Origin of the sequence: Serratia sp. CY83965 (genome assembly GCF_052166375.1) — a bacterium.
GTDB lineage: Bacteria > Pseudomonadota > Gammaproteobacteria > Enterobacterales > Enterobacteriaceae > Serratia > Serratia marcescens.
Window position 1 is genome coordinate 260020 of sequence record NZ_JBJNOV010000008.1, and the last position, 12825, is coordinate 272844.

Annotated in this window: 14 protein-coding genes; 1 reads left to right on the top strand and 13 read right to left on the bottom strand. The window is 64.2% G+C overall.

The features are described from left to right. Positions 1 to 3: 3 nt before the first annotated feature. The 7 genes from hpaI to ACJ8PL_RS16535 form a co-directional block, all read right to left on the bottom strand. Positions 4 to 798 (bottom strand): 4-hydroxy-2-oxoheptanedioate aldolase, encoded by a 795-nt coding sequence (gene hpaI, locus ACJ8PL_RS16505; protein ID WP_025305187.1) that lies wholly within the window; start codon positions 796 to 798, stop codon positions 4 to 6. Positions 799 to 874: 76 nt separating this feature from the next. Further along, entirely contained in the window at positions 875 to 1678 is an 804-nt protein-coding gene (hpaH, locus tag ACJ8PL_RS16510; RefSeq protein WP_004933170.1) for a 2-oxo-hept-4-ene-1,7-dioate hydratase, read from the bottom strand. A gap of 14 nt (positions 1679 to 1692) precedes the next feature. Further along, positions 1693 to 2079 carry a 5-carboxymethyl-2-hydroxymuconate Delta-isomerase gene (locus ACJ8PL_RS16515; RefSeq protein ID WP_016929189.1) on the bottom strand — a complete coding sequence of 129 codons (387 nt, stop codon included), beginning with the start codon at positions 2077 to 2079 and terminating at the stop codon, positions 1693 to 1695. A 50-nt stretch (positions 2080 to 2129) separates the two neighbouring features. After that, the gene (gene hpaD, locus ACJ8PL_RS16520) at positions 2130 to 3203 is read right to left on the bottom strand and encodes a 3,4-dihydroxyphenylacetate 2,3-dioxygenase (protein ID WP_025305186.1); all 1074 of its coding nucleotides are present in this window, start codon (positions 3201 to 3203) and stop codon (positions 2130 to 2132) included. A 37-nt stretch (positions 3204 to 3240) separates the two neighbouring features. Continuing rightward, positions 3241 to 4695, bottom strand: coding sequence for a 5-carboxymethyl-2-hydroxymuconate semialdehyde dehydrogenase (hpaE, locus tag ACJ8PL_RS16525; protein ID WP_442531286.1), 1455 nt, complete (start codon positions 4693 to 4695; stop codon positions 3241 to 3243). Next, positions 4692 to 5456, bottom strand: coding sequence for a fumarylacetoacetate hydrolase family protein (locus ACJ8PL_RS16530; protein WP_079450060.1), 765 nt, complete (start codon positions 5454 to 5456; stop codon positions 4692 to 4694). Before ACJ8PL_RS16530 ends, hpaE begins: the two co-directional genes overlap by 4 nt. Further along, positions 5453 to 6085 carry a fumarylacetoacetate hydrolase family protein gene (locus tag ACJ8PL_RS16535; protein WP_116404116.1) on the bottom strand — a complete coding sequence of 211 codons (633 nt, stop codon included), beginning with the start codon at positions 6083 to 6085 and terminating at the stop codon, positions 5453 to 5455. Before ACJ8PL_RS16535 ends, ACJ8PL_RS16530 begins: the two co-directional genes overlap by 4 nt. A 327-nt stretch (positions 6086 to 6412) precedes the next feature. Here ACJ8PL_RS16535 and hpaR point away from each other — a divergent pair, with 327 nt between their 5' ends. Further along, positions 6413 to 6865: a homoprotocatechuate degradation operon regulator HpaR gene (gene hpaR, locus ACJ8PL_RS16540; RefSeq protein ID WP_004933183.1), complete on the top strand. Its 453-nt coding sequence runs from the start codon at positions 6413 to 6415 to the stop codon at positions 6863 to 6865. 56 nt (positions 6866 to 6921) lie between these two features. Here hpaR and ACJ8PL_RS16545 read toward each other — a convergent pair whose 3' ends face one another. The 6 genes from ACJ8PL_RS16545 to ACJ8PL_RS16570 form a co-directional block, all read right to left on the bottom strand. Further along, positions 6922 to 7713, bottom strand: coding sequence for an SDR family oxidoreductase (locus ACJ8PL_RS16545; RefSeq protein WP_442531287.1), 792 nt, complete (start codon positions 7711 to 7713; stop codon positions 6922 to 6924). Positions 7714 to 7717: 4 nt separating this feature from the next. Next, a complete protein-coding gene (locus ACJ8PL_RS16550; RefSeq protein WP_016929195.1) occupies positions 7718 to 8515 on the bottom strand; it encodes a MoaF C-terminal domain-containing protein in 798 nt (265 codons plus the stop codon). An 11-nt stretch (positions 8516 to 8526) separates the two neighbouring features. Continuing rightward, positions 8527 to 9309 carry an SDR family NAD(P)-dependent oxidoreductase gene (locus tag ACJ8PL_RS16555; RefSeq protein ID WP_025305180.1) on the bottom strand — a complete coding sequence of 261 codons (783 nt, stop codon included), beginning with the start codon at positions 9307 to 9309 and terminating at the stop codon, positions 8527 to 8529. Continuing rightward, positions 9302 to 9892, bottom strand: coding sequence for a DUF3156 family protein (locus ACJ8PL_RS16560; RefSeq protein ID WP_049191772.1), 591 nt, complete (start codon positions 9890 to 9892; stop codon positions 9302 to 9304). The genes ACJ8PL_RS16555 and ACJ8PL_RS16560 overlap by 8 nt, the downstream gene beginning before the upstream one ends. After that, a complete protein-coding gene (locus ACJ8PL_RS16565) occupies positions 9867 to 11360 on the bottom strand; it encodes an APC family permease (RefSeq protein WP_016929198.1) in 1494 nt (497 codons plus the stop codon). The genes ACJ8PL_RS16560 and ACJ8PL_RS16565 overlap by 26 nt, the downstream gene beginning before the upstream one ends. Before the next feature lie 129 nt (positions 11361 to 11489). Further along, positions 11490 to 12674, bottom strand: coding sequence for an anaerobic sulfatase maturase (locus tag ACJ8PL_RS16570; RefSeq protein ID WP_079450057.1), 1185 nt, complete (start codon positions 12672 to 12674; stop codon positions 11490 to 11492). Between the last annotated feature and the right edge of the window lie 151 nt (positions 12675 to 12825).

Genomic DNA, 12825 nt, shown 5'->3' on the forward strand with positions numbered 1-12825 from the left:
GGTTCAGTAGACTCCCGATGAAGGCGCTTGCGCCCCGCCCTGTTTGAACTCGTTCGCCAGGGCTTCCGCAGCCCGCGCCAGCAGAGTGGTGTCCACCCCTACCGCAACGAACAGCGCACCGGCTTCCAGATAGCGCTGCGCCAGCGCCTTGTTGGCCATCAAAATGCCCGGAGCCTTGCCGGCGGCGCGGATGCGGGCAATCGCGTCGTCGATGGTGCGCTGCACCTCCGGGTGCTGCGGATTGCCGGCAAAGCCCATGTCGGCGCTGAGATCCGCCGGGCCGATAAACACGCCGTCCACCCCTTCCACCTGCAAAATGGCATCGAGGTTTTTCACCGCTTCGCGGGTTTCAATCTGCACCAGCACGCACATCTGCTCATCGGCCTGCTGCAGGTAATCGGGCACCCGGTTCCAGCGCGAGGCGCGCGCCAGAGCGCTGCCGACGCCGCGCACGCCGTGCGGCGGATAGCGCGTGGCGCGCACCGCGTCGCGCGCCTGTTCGGCGTTTTGAATCATCGGGATCAATAAGGTTTGCGCGCCGACGTCCAGCAGCTGCTTGATGATCACCGCGTCGTTCCACGGCGGCCGCACCACCGGCTGGCTCGGGTAAGGCGCGACCGCCTGCAGCTGCCCCAGCACCGTTTGCACGTTGTTGGGCGCATGTTCGCCGTCGATCAGCAGCCAGTCGAAACCGGCGCCGGCTAGCAGCTCGGCGCTGTAGCCGCTGCACAGGCCGAGCCACAGCCCGATCTGCGGGCGTTTTTCCTGCAGCGCTCGCTTGAAGTGGTTGGTTAACATCGCATTCTCCCTGACAAGCGGGTGCGCCGCGTGGCCCCCGCCCGGTTATTGCGGCCCGGTTCGCCGAGCCGGCTTATTAGACGAAGCGGCAGCTGATGCAGCCCATCGGGCCGTAGTCGACGTGGAAAGTATCGCCGCGCCGCGCCGGCACCGGCCGGGTGAAGGAACCGCCGAGGATCACCTGCCCCGCTTCCAGCTCAACCTCATACGGCGCCAGCTTGTTGGCCAGCCAGGCCACGCCGTTGGCCGGGTGGTTGAGCACCGCGGCCGCCACGCCGGACTCTTCAATCACGCCGTTGCGGTACAGCAGCGCGGAGATCCAGCGCAGATCCAGCGCATCCGGCTTGATCGGCCGCCCCCCCATCACCACCCCGGCGTTGGCGGCGTTGTCGGAGATGGTGTCGAACACCTTGCGCGGCCGCTGCGTCTCGGGATCAACGTTGTGGCTGCGCGCATCGATGATCTCCAGCGCCGGAATGACGTAGTCGGTGGCGTTGTAGACGTCGAACAGCGTGCAGTTCGGCCCGCGCAGCGGCTTGGCCAGCACGAACGCCAGTTCCACCTCCACCCGCGGCACGATAAAGCGATCGATCGGAATGTCGCTGCCGTCGTTGAAGAACATGTCGTCCAGCAGCGCGCCGTAATCCGGCTCGGTGATCTGCGAGCTCACCTGCATGGCCCGTGAGGTCAGGCCGATCTTGTGGCCTTTGAGCGTGCGCCCCTCGGCGATCTTCAGTTCTACCCACTGCCGCTGAATGGCATAGGCGTCTTCAATGGTGATCTCGGGATGATCGAGCGACAGGGCGCGGATCTGTTCACGACTCTTTTCCGCCTGATGCAGGCGCTGCACGGCGCGGTTAACCTGCTCTTTATCCAGCATTTACGACCCCTTATTCACACCTTGTTGAACAGTGCGTGGACATTGTTCTGTTTGTAATTCAGCACCGGATCCAGCTCTTCCATGGTGAAAGAGAGCGCCAGGTAACGCTGCGCCATCAGCGCGGCGAAGTGTTCCTTGATCAGCGCAAACAGCATCTCGCCCACCTGCTGCCGGCTTTCCAGACTGCGGCCGTGGCCGATCTTCAGCGTCATGTGCACGAAGGCGTAATCCTGTTTGCCGTCGGCCATCTGCCAGGTGTCGAGCCAGATGGCGCGGCTGCGCACGCCGGCCAGCGGGAAGATGCCGGTCGCCGCCAGCGCCTCGTTGACCTTGGCGAACAGGGTGGGCAAATCCGCCTCGCGGCGGATGTTGTCGGTACATTCAGCGTAAAAATGGGGCATAGCGTTCTCCAGACGGCGCATAGGCGCGGGCGCGGCCCGCGCAGCGGCATTTACAGCGTATTGCCAAGTTTGAAACCTTTTTCCGTATCGCCCTCGCGGGTATAGGAAAAACCGTCTGCGCCGATGGTGACGGCCATTTCGCTGGGCGCACTGCGCTCGATGACCGGCTGCGGCTGCCCATCGAGATCCAGCACCAACGAGCCTTCGGTGTACCAGCTCGGCACCACCGGATTGCCCCACCAGTCGCGGCGCTGGTTGTCATGCACGTCCCAGGTCACGGTCGGGTTGTCCGGATCGCCGGTATAGTAATCCTGCGTGTAAATTTCCACGCGGTGGCCATCGGGATCGCGCAGGTAGAGATAAAACGCGTTGGAGACGCCGTGACGGCCGGGGCCGCGTTCGATCACATCGGATTTGCGCAGCGCGCCGAGCTTGTCGCAGATGGCCAAAATGTTGTGCTTTTCATGGGTGGCGAAGGCGATGTGGTGCATGCGCGGCCCGGCGCCGCCGGTCATCGCGGTATCGTGCACCGTCGCCTTGCGGCGCATCCAGGCGGCGTAAACCACGCCGTCTTCATCGCGGATGTCTTCCGTCACGCGGAAGCCCAGCCCCTGGATGTATTCCACGGCGCGCGGCACGTCAGGGGTGATTTGGTTAAAGTGGTCGAGGCGCACCAGCGCGCCCGGCGTATACAGATCGTAGCGCCAGGCCAGACGCTCGACGTGCTGCACGTCGTAGAAAAACTCATACGGGAAACCGAGCGGATCTTCTACCCGCACCGCATCGCCGATGCCTTTGGCGAACCCGTTCACCCGCCGCTCGGTGCGGCAACCAAGCGCCTTGAAATACGCTTCGGCGCGATCGACGTCTTCCGGCGTGCGCACGCGGAAAGCAAACGCCGCCACGGCGGCGACCGGGCCTTCGCGCAGCACCAGGTTATGGTGAATGAACTCCTCCATCGAACGCAGGTAGAGGGTTTTATCCTCTTCGGCGGTCACGACCAGGCCGAGGATATCGACGTAAAATTCGCGTGCGGCTTGAAGGTTCGTGACCTGAATTTCCATGTAGGCACAGCGCACGACGTCGGGAGCAGGGACAGCATCAGTGGTCAGTTTTGTCGTCATTGTTCTCATCTCTTTCGTTATTATTGTGGCCTGAGGCTCAAACGCCCCATTTCGGGATCGGGTGGTCGCCCATGGAAATGCACACGTTCTTCATTTCGGCGAACACTTCGAAGCTGTATTCCCCGCCTTCGCGGCCGGTGCCGGAGGCTTTCACGCCGCCGAACGGCTGGCGCAGATCGCGCACGTTTTGGGTGTTGACGAAAACCATGCCGGCTTCAATGCCGCGGGCCAGGCGCAGAACCTTGCTCACATCCTGCGTCCAGATGTACGACGCCAGGCCGTACTCCACGTCGTTGGCCATGCGCAGGCCGTCTTCTTCCGACTTGAACGGCAACAGGCAGGCCACCGGCCCGAAGATCTCCTCCTGCGCCACGCGCATCCGGTTGTCGACATCCGCCAGCACCGTCGGGCGCAGGAAGTTGCCGTGGCTCAAACCGGCCGGTTTATCCGGGCCGCCGGCCAGCAGGGTCACCCCTTCCTCCACCCCGAGGCGGATATAGCCGGAGACTTTTTCCCAGTGCTGCGGGCTGATCAGCGCCCCCACCTGGGTGTTGGGATCTTGCGGATCGCCCACGCGCAGACGGTTGGCGCGCTCGGCGAAACGTTTGACGAATTCCGGGTAGATGCTCTCCTGAATGAAGATGCGTGAACCGGCGGTGCAGCGTTCGCCGTTGATCGAGAAGATGGTGAACAGCGCGGCGTCGAGCGCCCGCTCGATGTCGGCGTCTTCAAAGATCAGCACCGGCGACTTGCCGCCGAGCTCCATGGAGAATTTCTTCAGCCCGGCGCTTTCGATGATGCGCCGGCCGGTGGCGGTGCCGCCGGTGAAGGAGACCGCGCGCACATCTTTATGGCGCACCAATGCGTCGCCGGCGGTGGCGCCGTAGCCCTGCACCACGTTCAGCACCCCGGCCGGAATGCCGGCCTCCAGCGCCAGCTCGCCCAGGCGATCGGCGCTCAGCGGCGACAGTTCGGACATCTTCAGCACCGCCGTGTTGCCCAGCGCCAGGCAAGGCGCGGTTTTCCAGGTGGCGGTCATGAACGGCACGTTCCACGGCGACACCAGCGCGCACACCCCCACCGGCTGCACCAGCGTGTAGTTGAGCATCTTGTCGTCCACCGGGTAGGTCTTGCCGTTCATCTGCTGGCACACCTCGGCGAAGAACTCGAAGTTGTGCGAAGCGCGCGGGATCAGCACGTTTTTGGTCTGATGGATCGGCAGGCCGGTGTCGGCGGTTTCCATTTCGGCGATCTGCGGCACGTTCTGGTCGATCAGTTCACCCAGACGGCGCATCAGGCGCGCGCGCTCTTTCATCGGCGTGTTGGCCCATTTGGGGAAAGCCTCTTTCGCGGCCACCACCGCCTGGTCGATCTCCAGCTGACCGCCGGAGGCCACTTCTGCCAGCACCTCACCGTTCGCCGGGTTGGTGGTGGTGAAATACTCTTTGCTGGCGACGTTCTTGCCATTGATCCAGTGGTTGATGGTTTTCATCGCAGGCTCTCCTCGTAATCTTTTTCACTGATAATGTGGTTAACCAGACGGCCGATGCCCTCGATCTCCACCACCACTTCATCGCCCGGCTGCACGTCGGCCAGCCCTTTCGGTGTGCCGGTGGCGATCATGTCGCCCGGCTGCAGCGTCATGAATTCGCTCAGGTAGGCGATCAGGAACGGAATGTCGAAAATCATGTCGGCGGTGCTGCCGCGCTGGCGCAGCTCGCCGTTGACGTAGGTGCTGAGCGCCAGCCGGTGCGGATCGGCGACGTCGTCGCGATCGACAATGTACGGCCCGATCGGCGTCAGGGTATCGCGGCTCTTCACCCGCAGATTCGGCCGGTAGTAGTTCTCCAGGTAGTCGCGGATGGCGTAGTCGTTGCACAGGGTGTAACCCGCCACATACTCCATGGCGCGCTCGCGGCTGACGTTGCGCGCGGTCTTGCCGATCACCGCCACCAGCTCGGCTTCGTAATGCATGTACTCCACGCCGGCCGGGCGTACCGACACCTGACGGTGGCCGGTCAGGGTGTTCGGCGCCTTGAGGAACACCAGCGGCTCTTCCGGCGCCTTGAATTCCAGCTCGCTGGCGTGGTCGGCATAGTTCAGCCCCAGGGCGAACACCGTGCCCTGCGCCGGCGGCAGCCATTCCACTTCGCGCTCCTGCAGCACCTCGCCGTTCGGCAGCGTGACGCGCAGCTGGTGGTCCACCTGAACGTTGACGATCTGGCCATGATGGCGAATACGGGCATGTTTCATGATGCAGCTCCTGCCTGGGTGACGCGGTTGGTGAGAGTGGGCAGGCCGGCGGCGCGCACCGTCACCTCATCCCCCGGTTTGATCTCCACCCGCTGGTGCGGGGTGCCGATCAGCACCGCATCGCCCGGCTGCAGGGTGATGAAATCGCTGATAGCGGCGATCAGTTCCGGCACCGAGCGCACCAGATCGGCGGTGGACCAGCGATCCTGCTCCACGCCGTTGATCTCGGTGACGATCTCCAGCCGATCGGCATTCTCCAGCTGGCCGATCTCTCCCAGCGGGCAGAACCCGTCGCGGCATTTGGCCTTGATCGCCGGGCGGTAGAAGCTGCTTTCCGGCAGGCTGACGTCGTTGGCCAACGCATACCCGGCCAGATAACGACCCACCTGCGCCGCCGGCACCTTGCGCGCGGTATCGCCGATGATCACCGCCAGCGTGCCGCCGCTCTGCACGGTTTCACCGGGCGGAAACGGGATCGCCCCGCCGTTGGCGAGGTGGGTGTTACGCGGTTTGATAAACCACACCGGGGTTTTGGGCGGGGTTTGATACGGCGGCTGGTGAAACGCCTGATCCCAGGCGTCCAGTTGGCTGCGGTGGTTCAGCGCAACGGAAAATACGGTGCCTTTCATGCGAACTCCTCCAATGGCAAAACATGACAACCGGCATTCATTAACATATTAATGATTACTTTTATACGCTGTGCAGCTTTTACGCAACGCGCTTGGAATGATTTGTGATCGTGATAACAAAATATTCACAAACAACGAACATTGGCGTGATTATTCAACGCATTAATCATTTTTCTCGCCATTTTTCGCTGCGCCGCGCATTTTTGCTTTATCCCTACGGGTAACTTTGGCTACTATTAAGTTATTAACAAAATCGGGCTTTGCGGGGCAGGCGCCCCCATGACGAGCGCCGTAACAGCGAACACCTTGATAGCTAAGGCCAAACTTATGCATGAATCGTTAACCATCGCCCTGCTGCAGGCGCGTGAAACCGCCATGGGGTTCTTCCGCCCGATCCTGAAAAGCCACAACCTGACCGAACAGCAGTGGCGCATCATCCGCGTGCTGGCCAACAGCCGTTCGATCGAATTCCACGAACTGGCGGCGGAAACCTGCATCCTGCGTCCCAGCCTGACCGGCATTCTGTCGCGCATGGAGCGTGATAAGCTGATCTTCCGCCTCAAGCCGGTTAACGATCAACGCAAGCTGTACGTGTCGCTGACCCAACAGGGCCAGGATCTGTATGAAGTGGCGCGCCACCAGGTGGAACAGGGCTACGCCGAGATTGAAGCCGCTTTCTCGCGGCAGAAAATGGACCAACTGATGACGTTGCTGGACGAGCTGATCACCCTGGGCGACAGCCTGCCCGCCAACGTCACCGCGCATCCCGCCAAGCAGTGATTTAACCAACCGGAATTCTCAAATTAATTGGCGTTGCAGCCAACAACGCTGCAGCGTCAAGTAAGCAGAGAATTCGTTTCCGGCAACAGCGCACCGCCGTCCACCACCAGCGTCTGGCCGGTGATGTAGGCCGCCGCCGGCGAGGCGAGAAACACCATCGCCGCGGCGATGTCTTCCGGTTCCCCCAGCCGCCCGAGCGGCACCGCAGCGGCGATCGCCTGATTCACCTGCGCATCGCCCAGGTTGGCCATCGCCGGCGTGCGGATCATCCCCGGCTCCACGCCGTTGACGCGAATATTCTCCGCCGCCAGCTCCAGCGCCGCCGCGCGAATAAACCCGTTCACCCCGGCCTTGGAGGCGGCGTAGTGCGCCAGCCCCGGATACGCCACCCGCGGGCCGGTCACCGACGAGGTCACCAGCAGGCTGCCGCCGCCGCCGCGGCGCATCCACGGCAGCGCCGCCTGCGCCAGAAAGAACGGCGCCATCAGATTGACGCTCAGCGTGCGTTGCAACAGGGCCGCGTCGATGGCAGCGAACGGCGTCAGCGGAAAATAGGCAGCGTTGTGGATCACCACATCCAGCCGTTGATGCCGCTCGCCCACCGCCGCCACCAACTCGGCTATCTGCCCCGGCTCGGCCAGATCGCAGGCCAGCGCCTGCACGCTCCCCCCTTCGTCCCGCAGCGTTTGCGCCGCCGCCTGCGCCTGCGGCAACTGCACGTCCGCGATCGTTACCTCGGCGCCCAGCCGGGCAAAGGCGCTGACGATCGCCAGCCCAATGCCCTGCGCGCCGCCGGTCACCAGCACCACCTGCCCTACAAAGGCATCGGCCGCATAGGTTGCGCTCATCGGCCTATCCTCGCGGGTGGCGCGTGGTGTTCAGCACCTGCGCATGGGCGCCCACCGCAAAGTTGCTCAACGCGCTGAAATCGCTGCCCTGATAACCGAGGATCTTGCCGTCGGTGCGCATGCCCTGCAGATCGATCATCACCACCCCCAGCGTCGGAATGATCTTCTCGCGCCAGACGAACAGATAAAGCTGCTCCGCCACCTTCACGTAGTGGCAGCGATCGACATCCGCCAGCCCTTTCTCCACCCCGTCCAGACACTGCCAGGCGTAGAAGTTGTCGTTCAGGTAGATGTGCTCGTACCGTTCGGTCGGGCTGTAGGTGTACATATTGCGCATGCCGATCAGCTCATCGGTAAAGCCCGGCGGCGCCACGTCGGCGTCATCCAGCGTGCCGAAGCGGAATTCGGCCTCGACCGCGGTCAGCGGCAGCCCCTGTTCCACCCGGCTGAAGGCGTCGAGCCGCGTCTGCGCTTCGTCCGGCAGTTGGCCGTACACCGCGCTGAAGTTGCCCTGATTGCGGTCGCACACCAGCGTAATGCTGGCGTTGGCGCGGGCGGGATCGAGAAAATCGATGAACAACACGCCGGGGCGAATGCTGGTGGCGCGATAGGCGATACCGCGCCGCTCACCCCACTCCAGCGTCTGCTCATCGGTAAACCGACAGCGCTGCGTCGCGCCGTCGCTAAAGCGCAGCGTCAACGTGGCGCCCGCCAGGCCGTGCTGCCGTTCCAGCGTGTTGCTGTGCGGCGCAAAACCTTCCGCCAGCGCGCCAACCTGAATGAATACCGCTTCTGAACTCATGGAAATGCTCCTTACAGGGAAGTGAAAGCCAGGGTCGGCACATCGACGATAGTGGAGCCGCCGTCGGCCACCAGCGCCGCGCCGGTAATGATGGAAGCTTCGCTGGAACAGAGGAAACGGCAGACGCGGGCGATCTCCTCGGCGCTGGCCGGCCGGCGCAGCGGTACGTCGCGACAGACCATTTGGTAGGCCTGCTCCAGCGAAATCTGATGGGCGTCCATCAGCAGTTGCATCTCTTCGTCCGCCATCGGCGTGGTCACCCAGCCCGGGCACACCGCGTTGGCGCGCACGCCCAGCGGGCCATAGTCGCGGGCGATGGAACGCATCAGCCCGATCAGCGCGTGCTTGGCGGTAACGTAGCCGCAAACCTCCGGCCCGGCGGCCAGCGAGGCGATCGAGGCCACGAACAGCAGGTTGCCGCCGCTCTTGATCAGCTCCGGCAGGCAGGCGCGCGCACTGGCGAAAGCGCTGTTGAGGTTGCTGTCCATCGCCCCTTGCCACTGCGCGTCGGTCATCTCGGTAATGCGCTTGAAGCCCATGCCGCCGGCGCTGCCGATCAGGCAGTCGATGCGCCCGGCGTCGCGCAGAATGGCCGGCAGCAGCGTGTGGGCCCAGCTCTCGCCGCTGGCGGCGTCGCCCACCAGCGCCTGCGCGCCGATCTCTTGCGCCAGCGCCGTCAGCGGTTCCGGACGGCGGCCGATGATGAACACCCGATCGCCCTGCGCCGCCAGCAGACGGGCGCAGGCGGCGCCGACGCCGGTGCCGCCGCCGGTAATCACAACCACTCTATTCATGATTCAGCTTCTCCATCAGTTGGCCGATCATCAGCAGACTGCTCAACAGCAGCCGCCGCTGTTCGGCATCCAGCCGCAGATAGCGGCGGCCGGCCGGCACGCGGCTGACCACCTCCGAGGCGGCGAAATGCTCGATATCCACCTGCCAGCGCCCGTCGTTCACCGTCAGCCGCACGCGGCGAAAATCCAGCTGCGCCAGCGTCTCGCCGATCTGCGGGTAGCGCTGCAGGCCGGCCAGCAACCGCTGCGCGGCCGTATGGCGCTGACGCAGCAGATAGCGCACCCCGCGTCGCCGCAGCCAACCGCCGGCCACCACGTCCAGCGTCAGCGGAGGCTGCGCTGCGCATGCGCCCTGCAGCCGAAAACGGTGGCTGACGATATGCGCCATAAACAGCCCCTGCACCTGTTCGCTGACCTCGATCTGCGGCCCCTGCGGCAGCGTCAGCCGCAGCAGGCCCGGCGCCAGGCGTTCGCACGCGTAGGGTTCCAGGTTGCGCGCCAGACGATCCAGCGCGGCGCCCGGCCGATAGCCCGACGGCGCTCGCCGCCAGGCGCGATTAAGTGAGGGAAGTAAGCCGATCAAACTGCGCCTCCTCGTTTTCACCCTTGGCGAACGCGTTCTCCAGCACCTGTTCGACCGGCACCGGCTTGAACGGATTCACTTTCTGCACGCACAGCGTCCAGAACAGCGCATAGGCGGCGGTCAGGCCGATCATCCAGCCGAAGGGAATGTAGACGTCGCGCGGATTCATCCCCGGCGGCGTGATGTAAACGATGGCCAGCACGATGCCGACGCTGGAGACGATCTGCGGCAGCGGGAACCACGGCGATTTATAGGCGCGCGGCAGATCGGGGCGGCGCAGGCGCAGCAGCACCACCGAGCAGGTCACCAGCAGGTAGGCCACGCCCCAGGCGCACACCGCCGCCAGCACCAGCGGAATGATCTTGTCGAGGTTGCCCTGAATGGCGAAGGCGTGTACGCAGGGGATTAAGACCGCCACCAGAATGCCGACCACCGGCGTCTTAAAGCGCGGGTGCAGATAGGCGAACATGCGCGGCAACGCGCCGTCCAGCGCCATGCCGTACAGAATGCGCGGCACCGCCGCCATCAGCGTGTTGATGGTCGCCGCGCCCGCCAGCAGCAGGCCGACGCCCAGCCAGTATTTGCCGAACTGGCCCATCACCTGGCCGGCGAAGGCCGGGATGGCCATCGGCGTTTCCAGCAGGCGCGTGCCGCTGGCGGCGTCGATCACCACGTTTTCCACCTGGTGGCTGAGCGCCGCGCCGTACAGCGCCATGCACACCGCCACGCCGCACAGCCCGAGCGCCATCGCCCGCGGGATCACCCGATCGCAGCGTTTGATCTCCGGCGCCATCGGCGTCACCAGCTCACAGCCGACGAACATGAACATCGCCATGCCGATCAGACTGAACACCGCGAAGGGATCGTTCAGGCTCAGCGTGCTGCCGAACCAGCCCTCGAGCGGCACCGCATGCGGCGACAGCAGCCCGACGATGCCGAAAATCACCAGCGTGCTCCACATGGCGAAGGTCAGCACGATCTCCGCCTTGCCGAAGGCCTCGATGCCGAACGCGTTGAGCATGCCGAACACGACAACCAGCCCGACGCCGACCATCCAGGAGGCGTTGTGGCTTTCCATCAGGGTGTTGAGGTGTTCGAAGTTCACCAGCGCCATGATGCCGGAGAGAATGGTCTCGGCGGTGCCGGCGAAGATGTGCACGATCAGGTAGGCCGACAGCGCGCCGGTGATGGCAAAAAAGCGCCCCATGCCGCAGGAAATGTAGTCGTAAACCGAACCGGAGGTCGGCAGCAGCGCCGCCGCTTCGGAGAAAGTGGTGAGCTGCGCCTGCATCATGATGAAGGCGATCAGCATCGCCAGCGCGAAGGTATCGCCGCCGATGCCGAAGCCGCTGGTGACCGTCAGGATCACCGGGCTGGCCATGATCACCCCGACCGAACTGGCCAAGGTGGTGGGAAAGCCGACCTTGCCTCGAGCCAGGTGGGCGTGCAACCGCGACGACAGGTTCATGGTTATTTCCTCTTATAGTTTTGGCCTGATGCATGCAGGTGCTTGCAGGTTTTTCACCGCCAGCGGCGGTCATCTCACTATAGAGAGGAAAGGAAAATGCTGACTATCGTCCTTAAGGACGAGACGCTTTCAACCTGCGGCCGCGCTCACGGCGGCGCGCCACTGCATCGCCCCCTGCGGGCTGCGCGGGTAGGCGCGCAGCGGCGCCAGCAGCGCGGAAAAGAAGGCGTAATAGCCGGCGCACAGCCGGTTGTAGCGATCTTCGCCCACATGCGCCGGGCAACCGCCCTGGCAGACGCTTTTCACGCTGCAGCGTTGGCACTCGCGGCGCAGGCTTTTGTTTTTACCGAACGGCATCTCCGCCGCCCTTGCCGCCAGGGTGGCGAGGGGCGTGTGGCGATCGGCATGGCCGAGCAGATGCTGCGCATTGATCAGATGATCGCAGGCGTAAAGCCGCCCGTCCGGCTCCATCACCAGATTGCCGCCGCAGCGTTCGGCGTGCACGCAGCTGGGGCTGACATGGGTGAAATACTGCGCGTAGACCTGTTCGATGTTCATTACAAAGACTTGGCCAACGTGCCCGCGGCTGCGCCAGCGGCGGTATATCGCCAGCATGAAGCGCCCCCAGTTGGCGGCGCTCAGTCCGTAACCGGCGGTGGGTGCATCCCCTTCCAGCATCAGCGGCTGGAACTGCAAATAACGCGCCCCGATCGCCACCGCATGATCGTAGATCGCCTCGGCGCGATCCGCGACGCCGTCGTGCACCACCATCAGCAGGTTGAAGTCGATCTGATGACGCTGCAACAACGCAATGCCGCGCAGCGCGGCGTCATAGCTGGCGCCGCCGCGCTTGTCCGGCCGGTGGGCGTCCTGCACCTCGCGATCGCCGTCCAGGCTGACGCCGAGGATAAAGTGATGCTGCCGGAACAGCCGGCACCAGGCGTCGTTCAGCAGTGTGCCATTGGTCTGCAGGCTGTTGCTGATCCGCACGCCCGGTGGCGCATAGCGGCGCTGCAACGCCAGCGCCCGCTTGTAAAAACCGATCCCCGCCAGCAGCGGCTCACCGCCCTGCCAGACGAAGTTGATCTCGCGGCTGTAACGCGGTTGGGCGGCGATGTAGCCGCGGATAAACTCCGCCAGCAGGTCGTCGTCCATCTTGCGCGTCCGCTCTTGCTGGCGCTGCGGGTAGTAACAGTAGCGGCAACCCAGGTTGCAGCCGGCGCCGATCGGCTTCACCAGCAAATGAAAAGGCGCCGCCGCGCGCGGTTCGCTCTCCACCGGGATCTGCTGCGCGCGCAGCTGGGCCAGATTCATGGCGCCGCCTGCGGCAACGGTTTGTGGGTCTGCGGATCCAGGCCGATGTAGTCACCGGTGCTGGCGTCAACGCCGAGATAGTCGATCGCTGCGCCTTTGGCTTCAATGACCATGCTCTGCTGCGCAAAGCGGCGATACGCTTCGCTCAGCC